Annotated in this window: 14 protein-coding genes; 6 read left to right on the forward strand and 8 right to left on the reverse strand. The window is 44.3% G+C overall.

Translation table 11 applies throughout. From position 1 onward, the window contains the following. Nucleotides 1–2: 2 nt before the first annotated feature. On the reverse strand, nt 3–581 hold the full coding sequence (locus tag NLBNIHML_RS03600) for an isochorismatase family protein (RefSeq protein WP_339255587.1): 579 nt from the start codon (nt 579–581) through the stop codon (nt 3–5). Between the two features lie 130 nt (nt 582–711). On the opposite strand from NLBNIHML_RS03600, the gene NLBNIHML_RS03605 reads away from it, so the two are divergent. Beyond that, complete coding sequence (locus NLBNIHML_RS03605) at nt 712–1593, forward strand: TetR/AcrR family transcriptional regulator (protein WP_339255589.1); 882 nt, start codon at nt 712–714, stop codon at nt 1591–1593. A gap of 222 nt (nt 1594–1815) precedes the next feature. Here NLBNIHML_RS03605 and NLBNIHML_RS03610 read toward each other — a convergent pair whose 3' ends face one another. The 3 genes from NLBNIHML_RS03610 to NLBNIHML_RS03620 all read right to left on the reverse strand — a co-directional run bounded on the left by NLBNIHML_RS03610 (nt 1816) and on the right by NLBNIHML_RS03620 (nt 5558). Then, nucleotides 1816–2706 carry an alpha/beta fold hydrolase gene (locus NLBNIHML_RS03610; RefSeq protein WP_339255590.1) on the reverse strand — a complete coding sequence of 297 codons (891 nt, stop codon included), beginning with the start codon at nt 2704–2706 and terminating at the stop codon, nt 1816–1818. A gap of 274 nt (nt 2707–2980) precedes the next feature. After that, a complete protein-coding gene (locus tag NLBNIHML_RS03615; protein ID WP_494353801.1) occupies nt 2981–3592 on the reverse strand; it encodes a DUF2239 family protein in 612 nt (203 codons plus the stop codon). A gap of 1366 nt (nt 3593–4958) precedes the next feature. Further along, nucleotides 4959–5558, reverse strand: coding sequence for a TetR/AcrR family transcriptional regulator (locus tag NLBNIHML_RS03620; protein WP_494353802.1), 600 nt, complete (start codon nt 5556–5558; stop codon nt 4959–4961). 205 nt (nt 5559–5763) lie between these two features. Here NLBNIHML_RS03620 and NLBNIHML_RS03625 point away from each other — a divergent pair, with 205 nt between their 5' ends. Beyond that, nucleotides 5764–6450 carry an NAD(P)-dependent oxidoreductase gene (locus NLBNIHML_RS03625; protein ID WP_494353803.1) on the forward strand — a complete coding sequence of 229 codons (687 nt, stop codon included), beginning with the start codon at nt 5764–5766 and terminating at the stop codon, nt 6448–6450. Nucleotides 6451–7177: 727 nt separating this feature from the next. On the opposite strand, the gene NLBNIHML_RS03630 is transcribed toward NLBNIHML_RS03625, so the two are convergent. Next, a complete protein-coding gene (locus tag NLBNIHML_RS03630; RefSeq protein WP_494353804.1) occupies nt 7178–7873 on the reverse strand; it encodes an ABC transporter permease in 696 nt (231 codons plus the stop codon). Between the two features lie 277 nt (nt 7874–8150). Between NLBNIHML_RS03630 and NLBNIHML_RS03635 the strand changes: the two genes are divergently transcribed. Beyond that, entirely contained in the window at nt 8151–9620 is a 1470-nt protein-coding gene (locus tag NLBNIHML_RS03635) for an amidohydrolase family protein (RefSeq protein WP_494353805.1), read from the forward strand. A gap of 384 nt (nt 9621–10004) precedes the next feature. On the opposite strand, the gene NLBNIHML_RS03640 is transcribed toward NLBNIHML_RS03635, so the two are convergent. Next, entirely contained in the window at nt 10005–10889 is an 885-nt protein-coding gene (locus NLBNIHML_RS03640; RefSeq protein ID WP_494353806.1) for a LysR family transcriptional regulator, read from the reverse strand. Nucleotides 10890–10990: 101 nt separating this feature from the next. Between NLBNIHML_RS03640 and NLBNIHML_RS03645 the strand changes: the two genes are divergently transcribed. Beyond that, nucleotides 10991–11890, forward strand: coding sequence for a DMT family transporter (locus NLBNIHML_RS03645; RefSeq protein ID WP_494353807.1), 900 nt, complete (start codon nt 10991–10993; stop codon nt 11888–11890). A gap of 87 nt (nt 11891–11977) precedes the next feature. On the opposite strand, the gene NLBNIHML_RS03650 is transcribed toward NLBNIHML_RS03645, so the two are convergent. Beyond that, the gene (locus NLBNIHML_RS03650) at nt 11978–12475 is read right to left on the reverse strand and encodes a glycosyltransferase family 2 protein (protein WP_494353808.1); all 498 of its coding nucleotides are present in this window, start codon (nt 12473–12475) and stop codon (nt 11978–11980) included. Between the two features lie 431 nt (nt 12476–12906). On the opposite strand from NLBNIHML_RS03650, the gene NLBNIHML_RS03655 reads away from it, so the two are divergent. After that, nucleotides 12907–13146, forward strand: a complete 240-nt coding sequence (locus tag NLBNIHML_RS03655) for an EthD domain-containing protein (RefSeq protein ID WP_339255608.1) — start codon at nt 12907–12909, stop codon at nt 13144–13146. Between the two features lie 876 nt (nt 13147–14022). Next, nucleotides 14023–15006, forward strand: coding sequence for an LLM class flavin-dependent oxidoreductase (locus NLBNIHML_RS03660; protein ID WP_494353809.1), 984 nt, complete (start codon nt 14023–14025; stop codon nt 15004–15006). A gap of 1657 nt (nt 15007–16663) precedes the next feature. On the opposite strand, the gene NLBNIHML_RS03665 is transcribed toward NLBNIHML_RS03660, so the two are convergent. Continuing rightward, nucleotides 16664–17404, reverse strand: coding sequence for an SDR family oxidoreductase (locus NLBNIHML_RS03665; RefSeq protein ID WP_494353810.1), 741 nt, complete (start codon nt 17402–17404; stop codon nt 16664–16666). Between the last annotated feature and the right edge of the window lie 5 nt (nt 17405–17409).

A 17409-nucleotide genomic window follows, 5' to 3' on the forward strand; every position in this document is an offset into this window, starting at 1 on the left:
ATCTATGATTGAAGCGCTGCACAAGCGAGAATCTCGTCGGTAGTGCGGATTCGGCCGATACGTGGAAAGATGACTTTGCTTACGTGCTCATGTTCTGCCTCGCTGAATCCGGTCATTGCGTCTATTGCAAAAATCACCTGATACCCATGAGCAAATGCTTCTCGCGCAGTTGTATCAACCCCAATCCCTGAAGCAATTCCGCAGAGTATGATCGTAGTGATGCCTCTCCGGCGTAACTGCTGATCCAGATCCGTCCCGTAAAATGCACCCCACTGACGCTTAGTAATGAGATGGTCGTTAGTAGTGACTCCAATTTCAGGCACAATTTCATCCCATCCAGGTACCAGATTGATCGCTGGAGTTTCTTGATCCAGCACCGGATGGGGCATATCTTTGAAATCTTTCGAAGAAACACGTACGAGTCCAACGAAGGCACCAACCTCACGGAAAGTTTGGACCATGGCAGCGGCACGTTCGACAACTTGTTCTGCTGAATGAGGGGCATACTGGTTTCCGATCCATTTCTGCAAGTCGATTACGATTAAAGCCGTTTTAGAAAATTGATATAAATGCTCTTTCATGTTAGTCACACTCCAATTTCAATTTGTTCATCCTTAATAGTAAGTTCATAAAATTGAACTTTTGTTCATTGACTTAGTGTTCACAATTTTGTACTATTGGTTCAAAGTTGTCAAGAGGGGATGTCTGAGCATGAGCGTAACGAAGCAAGATATCATTTATTCGGCTTCTAAAATGTTTAAAGAAAAAGGTTACCTGGGAACATCCATTCAGGAAATCGCCCAGGACTGTTCCATAGCAAAGGGCTCCGTTTACAAATATTTCCCTTCTAAAGAGGATTTGTTGTGTGAGGTTTTCGATCATTGCCAAATGGCTTATTTTGATCGGGCTGAACGTTTGAAAGATATCGGAAAGGGAAGCCCCCAGGAGAGACTAGTGGATCAGATTGTATTTCGCTTTCAGTATTTCATGGAATATCGTCATATTATGGTGGATTTCATTGATCTACCAATTACGCAGTACGAAACATTCCGCAAATTGAGGAATCACGTTCGCGAGCGAATGATGGAGTGGCACAGATCATGGCTTTTAGAAGTCTACGGCCCTAGAATTAAGCCGTTTCTCTGGGATTTGATCTTTATTTACCGGTCTTTTATTAAAGATTATCTACAGCGCGTCATCTCCGAAGAGAATCTATTATCCATTGAGGATACAGCTTGGTTTATCGTTGATAAAATGGAAGCTTTAGTCAACCACATGTCCAAGTTAGGTTCGAATGGGCTGCTCGGGAAAAGCGCATATGATACATTTATTCATTCAGGCTCAAATGACTGGAATGGAGAAAAAAAACGGATCACCGAAGAGTTGCTCAGCAGAGTGATTGCTATCATTGAGGTCTGGAAAGGGGGGATTGAACGCCGTAAGGAATTGCATGAGATTTTTCAATTGTTGAATAGCGAAATTTCTCAGACTAATCCAAAGAGGTCGGTTATTCAAGCGTTGTGTGCTTACCTAGAACAAGAGAAAGAACTAAGAAGTTCAGTTATTCAGTTAAAGCAAACCGTCCTATCATAGGTAAGAAATATTGGTGTTGGTTAGAGAAATGTGATGTTGCTTTAACAATTGGACTTGAAAAACAATAACGTTGGAACCCTATAAGTCCAATGTTGCCCATTGGTAGCCATTGTAGACTGAATACTAGCTCAATAATACTATTAAAGCAGCTGATCATCGTGATCGGCTGCTTTTGTTAAGCTAACGGGCAGGTTAATTAAACCAAAAGAAAAGGAAGACGTGTCAATCACGACGAGCCGTTCGCTCTATGCCATCGGCGATTACTTTGTACAGTTGGTGTGGCAAATCATGTCCCATGCCGTCAACCAACATTAGCTCGGCGCCCGGGATGGCAGAAGCCGTGTCTCTGCCACATGCTGGGTGAAACAGGGGATCATCCACCCCATGAATGACAAGTACGGGTACTTTTATGGTCGCAAGCCGCGGACGACGGTCACCGGCGACAGCCATAGCAGCAATTTGTCGTCCGACACTGCCTGGATCGTAATCTCGTTGGATTTCCTCGAGAATGAGCGCCCGATAAGAATCCTCTTCAAACGGATAGCCGGTGCCGGCGATGAGTTTGGAAAAGGAGAGCTTTTGCGCCAAGAATCCTGCTTCATCCTCAAATGGGTTCGGCGCCGGTTTAGTCATCATCGCCATAACTTCTGGGGAAGTTTGCGGAAGTGCGGGATTACCAGTACTGGACATAATGGATGTGAGTGATAAAACCCGTTCAGGGTAATCACTGGCTATAATCTGGGCGATCATTCCGCCCATTGACCTGCCAACGAAATGAGCTCGATCAATGGATAGGGCGTCGAGCATTCCGATAGTGTCTTTGGACATGTCATCGAGAGTATAGGGGATATCTGGCCGCTGTCCCGACATGAGAGTAGTCGCAAGTGCGTTGAAATCCAGTGTCGGATAATGGCTAAAGTGCGTCGAGCAACCGACGTCGCGATTATCAAAACGGATTACACGAAAGCCCTTCGCTGCTAATAAACGACAAAACGAATCTGACCATCGGATCATCTGGGTTCCAAGCCCGGCGATTAGGATAATAGCCTCGTCATTTTCGTTACCGAAACTGTCATAGGCCAAATCGATGTAGTTGACTTTCAGGATGTTCATTATAATGTTCTCCTCCTTAATTTTGATATCAGAAGTTCTGTCATAGGTAGTAGGCATGATTCTTCAATTGCTGTAGTGCGATGCCCGATACCGGCCATGTACTCTTTCGGGTCTGATAAGAAACTCCCCGCCATCGCCAAGAAACATGATCTCACCTCCGCTTTCACGGAGAAATGGGAGGGTGTGCTCGATATAGCGAATAGGTTTAAACTCTGTCATAGTGAAACTCCTTTTTGTTCCAAGTTAAATGTTAAACGTCTACACATACTTTCTTTTATAAGTCCCCTTCAGGGAATACATTAGAAGCTAATTTTTTGATATGGTTTCTGATATCAGGTGCCCAGTCATCGATGAAGTGATAAAAACGATCGAGATCATAAGCATACAGTGCGCGCAGAGCTTCTTCATATTGATGAAAGTTCCCAGCCATAGCTGTCATAAAGTTATACGTTGCTTCTTGTGACTCTCGAATCTTACTCTGTTTACCTCCAGCACGGCGCGCCTCACCAACGAGTCTTCGTAATGTTACCGATGCTCCTCCAGGTTGACTCTTTAGCCATTCCCAATCCCGTGGCAATAACGTAACCTCACCGGATACAACCCCCAGTTTAGGCCGACCGACTCGCCGTGTAGGTTGGTTATTTAATTCGGTTCTGGACAAGTCGCCAAACTGTTCTCTTAATCGTAAAAGTACGTCATTGATCTCCCCACGAAAATCAACATCTATCTGTTTCCCCGTGGTATCGTCAAAAATAAACAGCTGTGTTAGGTCTCTGTCACCCAGAGCATCCTTCACTGTGGAAACAACGTGCTGTAACGTACCGCTGGCGACGACTTTCACACCCAAAAATGCCGTGCAGTAAACGCTCGTTTGATCATCTCTCATTCTATGTACAACCTCCTTTAAATACTATTGTTATTTTACCCGGGTAAAAATAAGAAGTCAATATTACCCGGGTAAAATATATTTATTATCGTTATAAAGGGGATAAATGTAAAAGATGCGGCCTAAGTGAAACCACGCTATTGAGGGCTAGTGTATGCATTATGTTGTACACACTGTGTTTTGTCGTAAACTGCCCGTTAGTTGAGCAACTAAAAACGGCTGTTTCAGCAATCACTGTTCAACTAATGAAGAAACGTTAGCTGCATAAAGTCAGGATTCACATGAGCGGAACGGATAATTCCAGATTCGTCGATCATGAAAGTGGAAGGAATGGGCAAGACCCAGCTGTTCATAGCGTTACATTCGGTTAGATCCATGCCTACTTGTTTCATAATATTCTGGAGGTAGTCTGGAACGTCGTAAAGAATATTATAGAAAGCAGAACCAATGGTGAGAATGATTAGAAGAGTGGCTTGAGAACCAAGAAGAATTGGTGAATTCAGTTCAGCGACGATGGGGTTTCCATCTGGAACACGGGTCAGGATTTTGGTAACAGTTCGCAACATCAACAGAAACGCGGTCAGGCAGAGGAAGATGGTTTAAAGGTACTTACCGGTTCGCCCAAAGCTTGAAATACGCCCGACACTGTAACCGGGCAAGCAAAAGAAAGATCGTTGCTGTACTAATGATATAGCTTACCGACTGATGAGCGATGGGGAATACCGTGATAGCGCCGACTAACATCAAAATGAAGTAGAGGATGCCCGACCTTGATCGAGGGACGATCTCTAGAGGCGAGCATTGTCTATGAACTAACCGGTAATGATAGTGATAGGAAGCTTCGACATTTAAACCTGAACATCTAATGAAGAATGTGCCGGCATAATGAGTCCGCCTTTTCATGGTCATCACAAGGCCATCATTAATGAGCAAATAGTGACCGAAACGTGTTATTGAGAGTTAAAGATGCAAAAGGAGGTATTGTTACTGAGGAATTCCAAGTATCTCCTGGGACCAGCAAGCATTTAGATGGCCTGATTAATGATACAGAATACTTATTTGAGATTAGAGCTGAAGAAGGACAATTCATTCTTAATGCAACATAAATAAGAACGTATTCATATTCGAGCCCCACTTTTAATTATTTCTAGAGGAGAGGGGATTGGAAGTTATATAAGTAAAATATTCATTCAACTAACGGGAAACGATAGCTCAATACAGACAGAAGTAGCCGGCCTTTGGACCGGCTGCTTCTCGTTACGCTAACGGGCAGATTAACACAATGATAAAATGAAACGAAGGCTATTCCTGGGGGGAGAAAATGGGCGATAATGAACATATAGCATCTTACCAGCCATTGCCTGTACTACTGGGCAGGGGCTATCTGATGCTTGTTGTGTTCCAGAAATTCGAGATTCCGTTCAAGCAATCCCCCCAACCGGCACGCCATTAAGGAAGGATGGAGAGGCTTTCCATTCTTAAACCACCATTCCACTACCCCTACGATAGCAGCCCCCAAAAACTGGATGTCAACATTCGCACCGTCAGTTAATCCTTGATTGCTCCTTTCGGGCTTACTGTTGTTCTCTTTCTCTAATTCTTGGAGGAAAAACTCAAGGAATCGATTGCGGAAAAATGGGCTCCCTTTACTCGCTAGCAATGCGGAGAAGAATAATGAATGACCCTCGAAATACTCGAACCATAGCAATACCGCATCTCTATAATCTGTATCATCGTCTGACGAATCGCAGAGTTCCCGTATATTGTCAATGTGTTCCTCGATGAGCTTATCCAGAAGGTCAAATTTGTCCGTGTAGTGAAGATAGATAGTTCTTCGGCTAACATCCGCTCTGTCGGAGATATCTTGTATCGTAATTTGATCAAATTCTTTTTCAATCATCAGTTCAATAACAGCCTTTTTTATTGCTTCTTGGGATTTGCGGATCCTTCGATCCATCTTTAACACTTGAGGATCACCAGCTTTCCTAATAATAAATTCACAATTTCAAAGGATCTGTGAACTAATGCACGGAACCTGTCTTTTTAAGAATTGTAGACTGTTTATTTCTGTATATAATTATACATAGTCGTTCCTTAATATACTAATGTGCATTTTATGAATATACGGGGATGGAGTTAATCATGATCACCAATCGAAGGAGAACATTTCCATGAAAATTGCGATTATTGGAGCCACAGGGGGAACTGGAAGGAAAGTGACGGAGCGGGCACTTGAGCAGGGACATGAGGTTGTAGCCGTGGCTCGCCGGCCGGAAGTCATCGCTCCCGCAAAGCGGCTCAGTACCCGGCTGGGGGATGTATTCGACGCGTCGAGTATAGCCAAAGCCATTGCCGGTACTGAGGCCGTAATCAGTTGCATAGGCCCGCCGAGTAACCTCTCACCGGATATGAATAATATTATGGCAGCAAAGAATGTCATGGCTGCAAACTTCTCACCGGGTACCGTCATGTCGGAAGGAATCCCGAATATTCTTGCGGCCTGTCAGCGTGCTGGAGTTAAGCGCCTAGTCATGCAGAGCGGCATTAATTTAAGCGATGGAAAAGAACTTTCCACCGTTAATCGGTGGATGGTAGGCATGATGCGCCGCATCTTTTGGAAGGCGATTGAGGATAAGGGGATTGCCGAGCATGCGGTAATACGGAGTGACCTGGACTGGGTCATTGTACGAGCGTCAGTGCTTAAATACGCGGAGGGCACTCTAAAATATACAGCAGGTCCATTAGCTCGTATCGCTCCACTCCAGGCGCTGCCCTTTGCAGACAGTGCCGACTGCCTTGTGCGGGCGGCGACGAGTGAGCCTACATGGATCAGGAAGATCGTTAATGTTGGACGATGACATGATATATGCTGGGTTTGATCATTTTTTAACGGGAAATTTGTCAATCAGGTTCCAAAACTTCAAGATGTGGAAAGGTCTCGTTAGATTGTTGCGTTAACGCATATAATAATTTCACCCCATCGCGGGCTTGGGAGTTGTTCACTAAGCACGGTTGGTTGCAAGAATTCAGTCATGTGTAATACTATAATGCTTGTTAAGCAACTGCAAATGACACACCCGACCAAGCTGAAGTTGGGGAAAAGGAACACGGGTCCGGCCGCCTTTTACTATAAAGGGATTTGGATAAACGTGAACTGTAACATGATTAATATTCTTATTGTGAAGATGAGAAGAACATATCCGAGCTGATCAAAATCAATTGGGATAGTTATATTAGACATATTTCGAGGGACAAGAACATTGTTCCATTCAAAGTCGCTATTTTAGCGGCTTTTTTGATTTAAGGAACCAAGTTAATGTCCCAAGCGGAGGACAAGAACTTGGTTCCTTTGCCGAAAAGGACAAGAACATGTTCCCATTTCCGATTAGAAAACATCTAAGTAGAAGTGGTGGTCTCTATTGAGTAAATAAACGGCACGAATGGCTGGAGTTTTTCATGTTGTTTTCAACTCATCAATTTGTTGCATAAATTAATATGTATTAATACCATATCGACATGTATTGTAGATCCGAATGAAATTCGTATAACGTTTCCGAGATATCATATTAAATAAACATCAAATCATTACACGTCCTTCATCTCAAGACGAAGCATTGATAGTAAGGCAATCAACAATCCGGCGGCTCCAAGCGACAAATGGATCGCAATGAAGGAGTTAATGGATACCAGCGGTCCATTAACTCCGGAGCATACGATGATCGTTAGCAGGATGGAGGTAACCATAGTGGCCGTAACCGAATTTTTGTGCATCCCGAATAACAAAGGAATAAGGGACATTGCGGCAGCAGACAGCGAGCTAAAGATGTACTCAAGCAATAGCACCCCAACTTGTTCCATCGTCAGCGAATCCGAAATGAAGGGATAGAAGCCATCCAGGGCAAACATAACGGAACCCATAAGCACGTCGGTGAGCAGGATCATTCCGGATGTAAAGACGAAGATGATGACCAATTTGGCAGCGATAAACTTGCGGCGTTTGATCGGATATGTGAAGAGCACGCCGAGCGTTTTGTTTCTGTATTCCCCAACAATCATAGTTGAGAGCAGCGCCCCAGCAAATATCATGAAGGTTGCCCTGACAAAAGTATCGATTAGCATGAACGACTCCGAGTAAGTGGCAAAAGCGTAATCCTGTGCCCCATAATCGGTAATACCTATCATCGTAAGGAACAGAAGGATCGCCAGGTTAGCCATGGCGGCATAGCCGATATAACGGGCGAACCGGTACTTCTTTAGTTCCATCGAGATCAGTTTAAGCAACGACTCCATCCCCCTTCCGCAGTTCTCTGGTGACGTTAATTCTACGTACAATAAATGTCATTACTTTTGCTCTCCTCTATGTACAGTCCCTTGCAGTCATTTTATCTATATTATAAAGGGGAAAGCCTTCATTTTTATTACTCGATTCTTACAAAACCCTTAAGCTTCGTGCAAGAGTGTAAGCTTTTTGTAAGAATGAATTAATAAAAAAGCAGGATCCGAACTCTATAATCAAATTATATCGGTTGATATGATTTATTTTACGAGGAGGATAAGGATGAGTTTAAAGAAAGAAATACGCAGCTTCAGAAAGTCCCTGTTAGGGATCTTGGCATTATTGATTGCATTAACGGGAGGTACAGATACTGGATATGCAAGCATTGAGCCTGTGACTAAGCAGACGCTGGTGCTTGAGCATGCAACGATCGTGGATGTAAGATCTGGAAAGTTAAGCAATGATCAAACCATTATCATAAAGGATAACAAGATCAGTTATATTGGAAACAGCAAGCAAACGGCTACTCCAGATTATGCGCAAGTACGGGATGCTACAGGCCAATATGTCATTCCTGGTTTGTGGGATATGCATGTCCATGTGGAAGATAACTATAAAACCGCTTTCCCGCTGTTTCTTGCAAACGGAGTGACCGGGATACGAGAGATGGGAGCATCTTTGAAGAACGTCGATATATGGAAAACAAGTATACGTGCCGGTATGCCTGCCCCACGTCTTGTCTACGCGGGGTCTACTTTAAATGGAGGTCCGGCTGATGAGGCTCCTCACATGTTTTATTTAAACACAGAGGAACAGGCACGGGAAGCCGTACGTCTTAACGTTGCACATGGAGCGGATCATATCAAGGTATACTCCTGGTTGCCTCGCCCTCTGTTTCTGGCGGTCATAGATGAAGCCCAAAAGTACGGTTTGCCGGTAGTGGGCCATTTGCCGGTTGAGGTACGGGCCACTGAAGCCATTCAACTAGGATTCAAGAGCATAGAACATCTGCACGGTTTGTTTATTGCCACTTCAAGCATTGAAGACGATATTTTCAAGAATGCCGACATGAGCGATTTACTCGGTTATTCGTTGGCGGAGATCGAGGCGTCTGAATCCTATGATTCTGTTAAGGCCAACAAGCTTTTTCGCAAATTTAAAGAAAAGGGAGTCTGGCCTGTACCGACCGTTGTTACCTATTTGAATATGGCCAAAACCGAAATCGATCAGCGGTCCAAATACGTACCGACGGCCGTGCAGAAGCAATGGGCTGAAGTGATTCGTGCCACTCCTCCCGAACAAACGGAATTAATGGAGGCCATCAATTCCCTAACGCCAGGCATGGTCAAAAAATTGAATGATGCCGGCGTGCCTATGCTTGCAGGTAGTGATTCCAGTTTCGAAATGACTAACTTCATATACGGTATTTCTCTGCATGATGAGCTGGAGTTGCTAGTTAAGAGCGGCCTCACCCCGCTACAGGCTTTACAGGCGGCAACGCTGAATCCGGCGCGATATTTGGAGAGAGAGCAGGAACTGGGCACTGTAGAAAAAGGAAAGCTCGCCGATCTCGTGCTGCTCGACAAGAACCCGCTGGAGGACATTCGAAACACGACAAGCGTATCCGCAGTTGTTTTGGATGGAAAACTGATGGAGAAGCAGACTTTGGACCGTGCGGTACAAACATACCCGGTGATAAAGGTTGCCGATCTAAAAGATGAACCGGAAGAATCCAAGCCTTCTGTCCAGTAAACCCTTTTTAAGTGTAGATCCTTTTATGAAGATAAACCTGGATAAAATAAATTATAAGCTTGGCTCTATATAATGTTCTGGAATCTCAAACTGAACGAACTAGTATTAAAATTTAGGATTAACATAAGAATTAGCGGTAGATATCTTTATCACAAAGTTCTGGTGGTAACCAATTTATGATGGTTAAATTTAACTTCATATTTGAGTTCGCTTTCCAGAGACGCCCCCCAAAGGGGCGTTTTTCGTTTTTTTTATCATTTTTTAGGGAAGTTACATGTTGAAGCTGAGTAAATAGTAAACAGGTGTAGGAATCGAAATGAAGGGGTGTGATTGATGGGATGTTTTGAGAATGTCTATAATACGCAAATATTATACACTAGTGGATCAACTCTCAGATAAATACAACTCTCTAGCGGTCCGAAGGAAGAGCTTCACCCCGTGCGATGACTCCTTCAACGAAGGAACAGCTAGGTGAATCTCTCTAACGGGTTGCGGATTAATTGTCCGGATGCGCACATTGGGCGGTATTGACGATAGTGACAAAGAAGTTCTTGAAACAATTGAGACGCCAAGCCCTTCTTGAATCATACTCAATGCCGTGTTTATGTTGTGGCCATTATATTTGGCGTACAAAGTGGTTCCGAATTCTTTGAATATCTCAATAATCGGCGTTACAAAACCACCTTGACACACAATCATAGGCTCATTATCTAAATCTGTGATATGAATGGTTTCACGACTTTGCAATGGATGGTCATCCCGATGAACCAGACATAATTCATCACGAAAGAAAGGAATCGTTTCGAGTTCATTACATGGCGGAATAATCCATCCGACATCGATTATTCTGGATTCTAGCCCATGTTTAATCTCTTCGATGGTTCCTTCAAACAGTTCGAATGCCATCCCCGGATGTTTCTCCCCAATAATTCGCATTATTTTTGGCAAGAAGTGCGCGGACACCATTGGGAATACACCAACACGAATGGTGCCAACTTCAAACCCTTTTTCAGCAGTAACCTCCTGCTCAACCCTATTAACTCCATTTAAAATCTCTCTGAACATGACAAGCAGACGCGTACCAATATCGGTAAGGTGAATAACCCCATTTCTTCGTTCCCGTATCAGGAGAGTAACTCCTAACTCTGATTCGAGTGTAGAGATGGCACGGCTTACAGCAGGCTGCGACATATGCAGTAGTTCTCCAGCTTTGGTAAAGCTACCGGTCTCAATGATCTTCACAAACAAGTTAAATTGAGAAATATTCATAACAAATTTGATATCTCCTTAATAATAATAATGCATTTTATTTATTTTTCAGAGCATTGTACCATAAGTAAACATCATTATACAAAGGAGCCTGATCATTCATGCAGCTTTCAAAGACACATACTTTTTTGCTTTTAACGTTTTTAGTAGCGATGTGGGGGGTGAATTGGCCGCTATCTAAATATGCGCTCGAATTTGCAACACCATTGCTCTTCGCCGGTTTGAGGATCACGATTGGTGGTTTTATTTTGCTTCTGTTCGCTTTACCACGTTATAAATACATTAATTTGAAAGATACTTGGCATATTTACCTGATCTCCGCATTGTTAAATATTATTCTCTTTTTTGGTTTCCAAACGTTTGGACTAAATTTGATGCCTGCTGGTTTATTTTCGACGATCGTATTTATGCAACCCGTTTTACTTGGAATCGGAGCATGGTTGTGGTTAGGTGAATCCATGAACAGTTTCAAAATCGTTGGTCTTATTCTAGGCTTCATAGGGGTTGCTGTGATTAGCATAAATGATGGCTCTAGCCAAATTTCCATCCTGGGTATCATACTTGGTTTAGCCAGCACCATTACTTGGACATTCGGTACGATTTATATGAAGAAAACATCTACTAAAGTCGATGCAATCTGGTTGACTACTCTTCAGATGATCTTTGGTGGAATTGTTTTGTTAAGTGCAGGGACAACCGTTGAAACCTGGACTGATATCATATGGAATCAGCAATTCATCACGACGTTATCGATTATTGCGATCTTCTGTACGGCCCTAACCTGGCTCGTTTTCTTTTTGCTTGTCAGATCGGGTGAAGCTGGGAAAATCGGATCATACAATTTTCTGGTTCCACTCATTGCAATAGTGATCAGTGTTATCTTTTTGGGAGAAACGATTACTACGAAGATGGTGGTGGGACTTGTTCTGATTATCATTGGTATTGGACTAGTAAATCTTAAAATAAAATCCCTGAGATATCACAAAGGAAGCGCAGGTTAAAGATGTAGATAGGGGCTTTTTGTTGTATAAAAAAAGTGAATGCAATTGGAGCAGGAGTAGTATGGGCGAAGTTATTGATACAGCTAACTACTCCACCAGTTTTTCAGACCTCTGCGCCATATCCTGTAAAACGCGAGCCACCCGACTTTTTCTGCCTTTTGCTTTTCTCTGTATTCTTGCGAGAGATTTTTTATATGCTTCCACATCTGTTTGCAGCATGAAGTGTTTGGCGGCAATCCGTAATGTTTTTTTTAACAATCGTGCGGAAGAACGTGTTGTTCTGGACCGGAAGCCTCTGCGCAAGATTCGCAGCGTTTTTTTGTAGGTTTCGAGGTCAGCTGATGGTGGTACAACGTAGAATAAATTGAGTGCGGAATCATTGAATCCATAGGTTTCGAGCATGATTTTTAGATTCTCTGTATTGAGCACTTCCCCTCGGAAATGAGTGGGATGTTCCTGATGATAACCTACGACCTCTTTCATACAGTAGAAGGGCACTTTCAAACGATGCAGCCTGTAACCCAGATCCCAGTCTTCAAGCCCATAGAGTACAAACCGTTCATTGAAACCACCGACCCGATTCAATAGGTTACGCCGGATGGATACACACCGAGTAACAAGCAATTCTGTAGTAACTATATCTAACCGAAAAAGGAAAAGAACTAGAAATACCAGTTGATGAAAAATGGAGGGAACAGCAAAACCAATTGCTTCAGTCTATTTCTGAGGAAGACCGTTTGATTCTAAGAACGTTAATGCAACAAATGGAAAGGAACTTAACAAAACTCTCTTTGAGACAGCTTCATTGTTGAGAAGTATATAGACGAATCTGTACAATTAAACCAAAAGATGAAGAAGCCACCGATACAGTACAGAGGCTTCTTCGAAATGAATATCGAGCAACAAGGCAAAGTTTCGAGGGAGTTTGTTCAAACTAAAATTAGACAAAAGGAACTGCCAGTGAAAATGGCAGTTCAGTATATATTGCATACAATTTAATTTCAAGAAATAGACTTGTGTGCAGAATAAAGACTCTATGTGTCCGGAAATATGTGGTGTCTCACCCGGTTGCCGCCGAGGGCTATCCGCAACCAGCGTATGATGGGCTTACTGAAATCTGGTTCGACAGTTGGACCGAACATGACGCGTTCTTTACATCGGACAACTACCTGCAAAAAGTTCAACCGGACGAAAAGAAGTTCATTGACTTCAGCTCTGTCGGCATCATGGTCATAGAAGAAAAAACAGTGATTTAACTTTGTGAACCCTTCATAGCATCACCGGTAACGGCATGAAGAGAATCAACTGTTTGACTCCGGGAGCATAGCAGGGAGTCGAGGATGACAGGCCAGAGGTAGAAGTAACAATGCATGAAATTAACAGGTACTAATCGGTCCTGGGATTATCCAAATTCACCTGGAAGAATAAAGCAGGGGCTAAAATACAGATTTGTTTCGTATCCAGTTTTCAAGGGTAGTACTTAAAACGATGAGAAAGTGCAGCAGTGAATTTCTCGCGGGAAACTTTTTTTGAATAACGTTTGCTAGGTGGTGATGTTAGAGCTGTCCCGGGCATACCCATCCCGAACACGACAGCTAAGCATCTAGCACGATCGTACTTCGACCGAAAAGGACGCAGCCAAGCAACGATTCGGCAGTGCTATTTTGTAAGACACAAGAACATACACGCTTAATAGCCGCTTATCATGCGGCTTTTTTTGCTTTAACGAAATCTGTTCTTGTTGAAACCCAACGACAAGAAAGTACATCGTTATCCGAAAAGGCGATTCACAATTATTATGCAGCAGGGTGGTTTGAGGGAATTCTCACTAATCTGAAGGTGCAGGCAGAATAGTCCCGCTGCGGAAAAATGTAATACGGAAAGGAAGGCTGTGTATTAACAGAAGATGATTCCTGTGCTGGCGTCGCAGGGGGCGCCTTTTTCGTCTTTGGCGGCATGAATCACGGGGCAGGGAATAAACGCTAAACGTATTTAAAGGGCGTGGCCTGACGGCATTCTATTCCTCCATTGGACGCCTGGGCATAACATGGATAAACTAAACAGGAATGAATAGAAATCAGTGAGCACCGGCGTCGGAAAGAAGGCGCCTGTTGTCATAGGAGGTATCATAGATGAAGTTGTCGATCCTGGATTATTCGGAAATTGCCGAAGGAGAGACTCCCGAACAGGCTTTAGCTCATTCCGTCCGGCTGGCCCGGCTTGCGGAGGGGTGGGGGTACCACCGGTATTGGGTATCAGAGCATCACGGCAACAATGTGCTTGCAGGCTCTGCGCCGGAAATTCTCGCAGGGGCTATTGCTACCGGCACCCACCGGATCCGGACCGGATCCGGTGGCGTCATGCTGCCGATGCACAGCCCGTTCAAGGTGGCCGAAAGCTTCGCGGTGCTGGCCGCCCTTTACCCGGGGCGGATCGACCTCGGCGTTGGCCGCTCTACCGGAGGCCCGGCGGATGTATCGCGGGTGCTGCTGGACGGGCGCAGCGGCTCGTTCCGGCACTATCCGGATCAGATTGCCCGGCTGACCGGTTATGTCCGCCGCTCCGGCGAGCAGCCCTTGCCAAGGCCGGTTCCAACGGAGCCGCCGGACTTATGGCTGCTGGGCTCCAGCTCCGGCAGCGCTGAAATTGCCGCGCGGCACGGGATGGGCCTTGCGTTCGGTCATTTCATCAGCGGGCAAGGGGGACCGGAGGCCGTGAAGGCATACCGGGAGCAATTTGTTCCCGCAGCTCCAGGCGGGAAACCGCAGGTGCTGGTGTCCGCTTTTGCCGTCTGCGGGGAGACGGACGAGCAGGCGGAGAAGCTGGCCGGCGTGTTCGACGATTATCTGCTGAACATCCGGGAAGGCGGCGGACTGCTGAGGGTTCCGTCCATCGAGAATGTCGCTGCCAGAGAGTATACGCCGGAGCAGCGGCAGATCATGGCGGCCGGCCGCGGCCGGATGCTTGTCGGCGGCCCGGAACAGATGAAGCGTCAGCTGATCCGGCTGGCGGACCGGTACAATGCCGATGAGATTATGCTGGCTACGGTATCGCCGGATTTTGGACATAAATGCCGGATGTATGAGCTGCTCGCTGAGGTAATGAGGCAGGCGTGAGCCTTTCTTTGCTGGCTGCGTACGTACTTTGGACATAGGACTTTTCTGCCGAAACGGTTTAACCTCCGGCTGGAATCGATAGCTGCATAACCATTTTTTTGGGGGAAGATGTGTTGAAAATAAACGTTCGGTTTGGCAATGAGGCGGACAAGGCCTATGTTCCAGCTGTGGATCGGCAGGTCTGGTCCGTTCGCAGGGCGTCCTCACCACGAGCTAACGTATCTCCAACTCAAAGGGGATGTCTCAAGCAGCCATTTCATGGCTTTTGAGACACCCCCTTCTTATTTAACTTCCAATTACATTGATCTGTAAGTAACCATTGAAAGTGAAGGGTTGCATTCAGCGTTGGTAAGGGTACAGGCAGAGGTAACTAGATACCAAATAGGATATTTAAAATTACGTATGAGGATTTTCATTTAATGCAAAGCCAAGGGGAATAACTTTCTCCAAGAGATAAAAAGAAATTCTTGTATTCATGCCTTATTGCAATTCATAAGGTATAATTTTATTGTAATGATTCTTTGATTTAGCAGTGAAACACAACACCTATAGGAGACTCTTATGACCACTGAACAGTATAGTGATATTTTATTGGACTCGGTTCCAGAGGTGACTCAGGTTAACTACACTTACAGACAAAGTGCGAATGTACTTTTCAATTTCATGCCTAAACTGTACGCATCCTTTGTTAAGGAAGAGCCATTTAGAGAGAATATAAAGTATACTTCGATTTTCATTTGATCCTTTTGAGAATATCAACCTACTTGGGGTAGATCTGGAACTGTTTGAAGTGATGGGCGTATATGATTTGCGTATTACAGATATAATCCCCAGTAAAAAAGAGCAAGGAAAGTGGGAATGTATAGTTGAGAATAGGTCTGATCAAAAGAGCTTCAAGTCGATGATTACCTTAAGTCGTATGAAGAGGCTTTGGAGTTTCAAAAGAACATAAAAGCGCTTCATGAGGCTCGAGATTTGTTTAGCACATTTGAAGAAGATAAATAACTTTAAATTATACTGTGATGTGTAGATCCAATTGGTCGATTCTTTCATTAGGGATAAGATCGGTCCAATCCATATGGTGATACAAGAGCGGGTCGTCCAAAAGATGGCTCGCTTTTTTGCGCAAAAAACTTGTTTACGGTTAGAGATAAGAGGCGAATCCTCTCGAAACAAAAGGAGGTTTCGCTCAAGTTTGCACCCCATTTATTACTCGATTTTTCCTAAGCGCATTATAATGGGTGAAATAGCAGTGACACACAGTTTCGTAAAGGCATTCAGACTTTTAAAACTAACACACTGAAGGGAGCGTAAGGGAGATACGTGGCTATACTTTAAACGCAGAAAGTCGATCCAGATGACTACCTAAGATACGATAGTACTTCTACAAAAACAGTGAATCCTTCAGTAGACATAGTTACTGAACAAATCAGATTTTACAGCCGGTCTTGTCCCAAGCCAAGGACAAGAACTTGTACCGATTGCCGGAATGGACAAGAACTTGTACCGATTTCCGATTAGATAAGTATCTAACTATGTTCAAAGCAATATCATTAAGCTAACGGGCAGAATAATTCAATATTTTTATGGAATATAACAATAAATGGTATTAGGGACGTCGTTTGTGATCTGCGAAAATAAGGCATAATCACTTTTCTTAGGCATAGTTTTGGGCATTCAGCTGTTTGAAAAGCTCGTCCCGCTCCTGGCGGGAAGCATTCGCGGAAATTTTGGAAAAGTCATAAGTTATTTCTTCTTCGCCTCGTGCCAATCCGGCCATAACTTCGTCCGCAAAGAGGTCCACAGGAACGCCGGTAGTATTTGCCCCGGGAATGCCCAAATCGGTGTTCGTGAGCGTCGGAGAAATCTCGATGACTCTGATTTGACCGTTGAACTGATGTCTCATCGATTGTGTATAGGAATGTAGGGCGGATTTCGTGGCGCTGTACACGGGGGCTGCAGCCAGCGGTACATGAGCCAGGGCGGAAGTCACATTTAAAATCGCTGCATCCTTTTGCTTAAGCAGATGAGATGTGAACAACCGGGTTAAGTGAATGGGCGCCCCTAAATTGGTTTTTACTTCCAAATCAATATGCGACCATGGCTCCACGCCATCATAATTCAGATAGTGCATGATCCCGGCATTGTTGAGTACAACGTTCAATTGGGGGAAATTACGGGTCACTTTTTCAAAAAGTGCAATGCGCTCCTCCTCTTTAGACACATCGCTAACATAAGTAACCAGTTCAGGATGGATGTCTTTTGCCTCCTGCAGCTTATCGGCTCTTCTGCCGGTGATGATTACTTTGTTGTCGTTTTTCAGGAATCTCGAGGCAAGCGCAAATCCGATACCAGTAGCACCGCCAGTGATCAGGATGGTGTTATTTTGTATATTCATTGAGT

The organism is Paenibacillus sp. JNU01, from assembly GCF_059130585.1.

Bases quoted from the DNA above. Each gene is read 5' to 3' on its own strand.
- NLBNIHML_RS03600 (WP_339255587.1), bottom strand. From the start codon at position 581: ATGAAAGAGCATTTATATCAATTTTCTAAAACGGCTTTAATCGTAATC.
- NLBNIHML_RS03605 (WP_339255589.1), top strand. From the start codon at position 712: ATGAGCGTAACGAAGCAAGATATCATTTATTCGGCTTCTAAAATGTTT.
- NLBNIHML_RS03610 (WP_339255590.1), bottom strand. From the start codon at position 2,706: ATGAACATCCTGAAAGTCAACTACATCGATTTGGCCTATGACAGTTTC.
- NLBNIHML_RS03615 (WP_494353801.1), bottom strand. From the start codon at position 3,592: ATGAGAGATGATCAAACGAGCGTTTACTGCACGGCATTTTTGGGTGTG.
- NLBNIHML_RS03625 (WP_494353803.1), top strand. From the start codon at position 5,764: ATGAAAATTGCGATTATTGGAGCCACAGGGGGAACTGGAAGGAAAGTG.
- NLBNIHML_RS03635 (WP_494353805.1), top strand. From the start codon at position 8,151: ATGAGTTTAAAGAAAGAAATACGCAGCTTCAGAAAGTCCCTGTTAGGG.
- NLBNIHML_RS03640 (WP_494353806.1), bottom strand. From the start codon at position 10,889: ATGAATATTTCTCAATTTAACTTGTTTGTGAAGATCATTGAGACCGGT.
- NLBNIHML_RS03645 (WP_494353807.1), top strand. From the start codon at position 10,991: ATGCAGCTTTCAAAGACACATACTTTTTTGCTTTTAACGTTTTTAGTA.
- NLBNIHML_RS03660 (WP_494353809.1), top strand. From the start codon at position 14,023: ATGAAGTTGTCGATCCTGGATTATTCGGAAATTGCCGAAGGAGAGACT.
- NLBNIHML_RS03665 (WP_494353810.1), bottom strand. From the start codon at position 17,404: ATGAATATACAAAATAACACCATCCTGATCACTGGCGGTGCTACTGGT.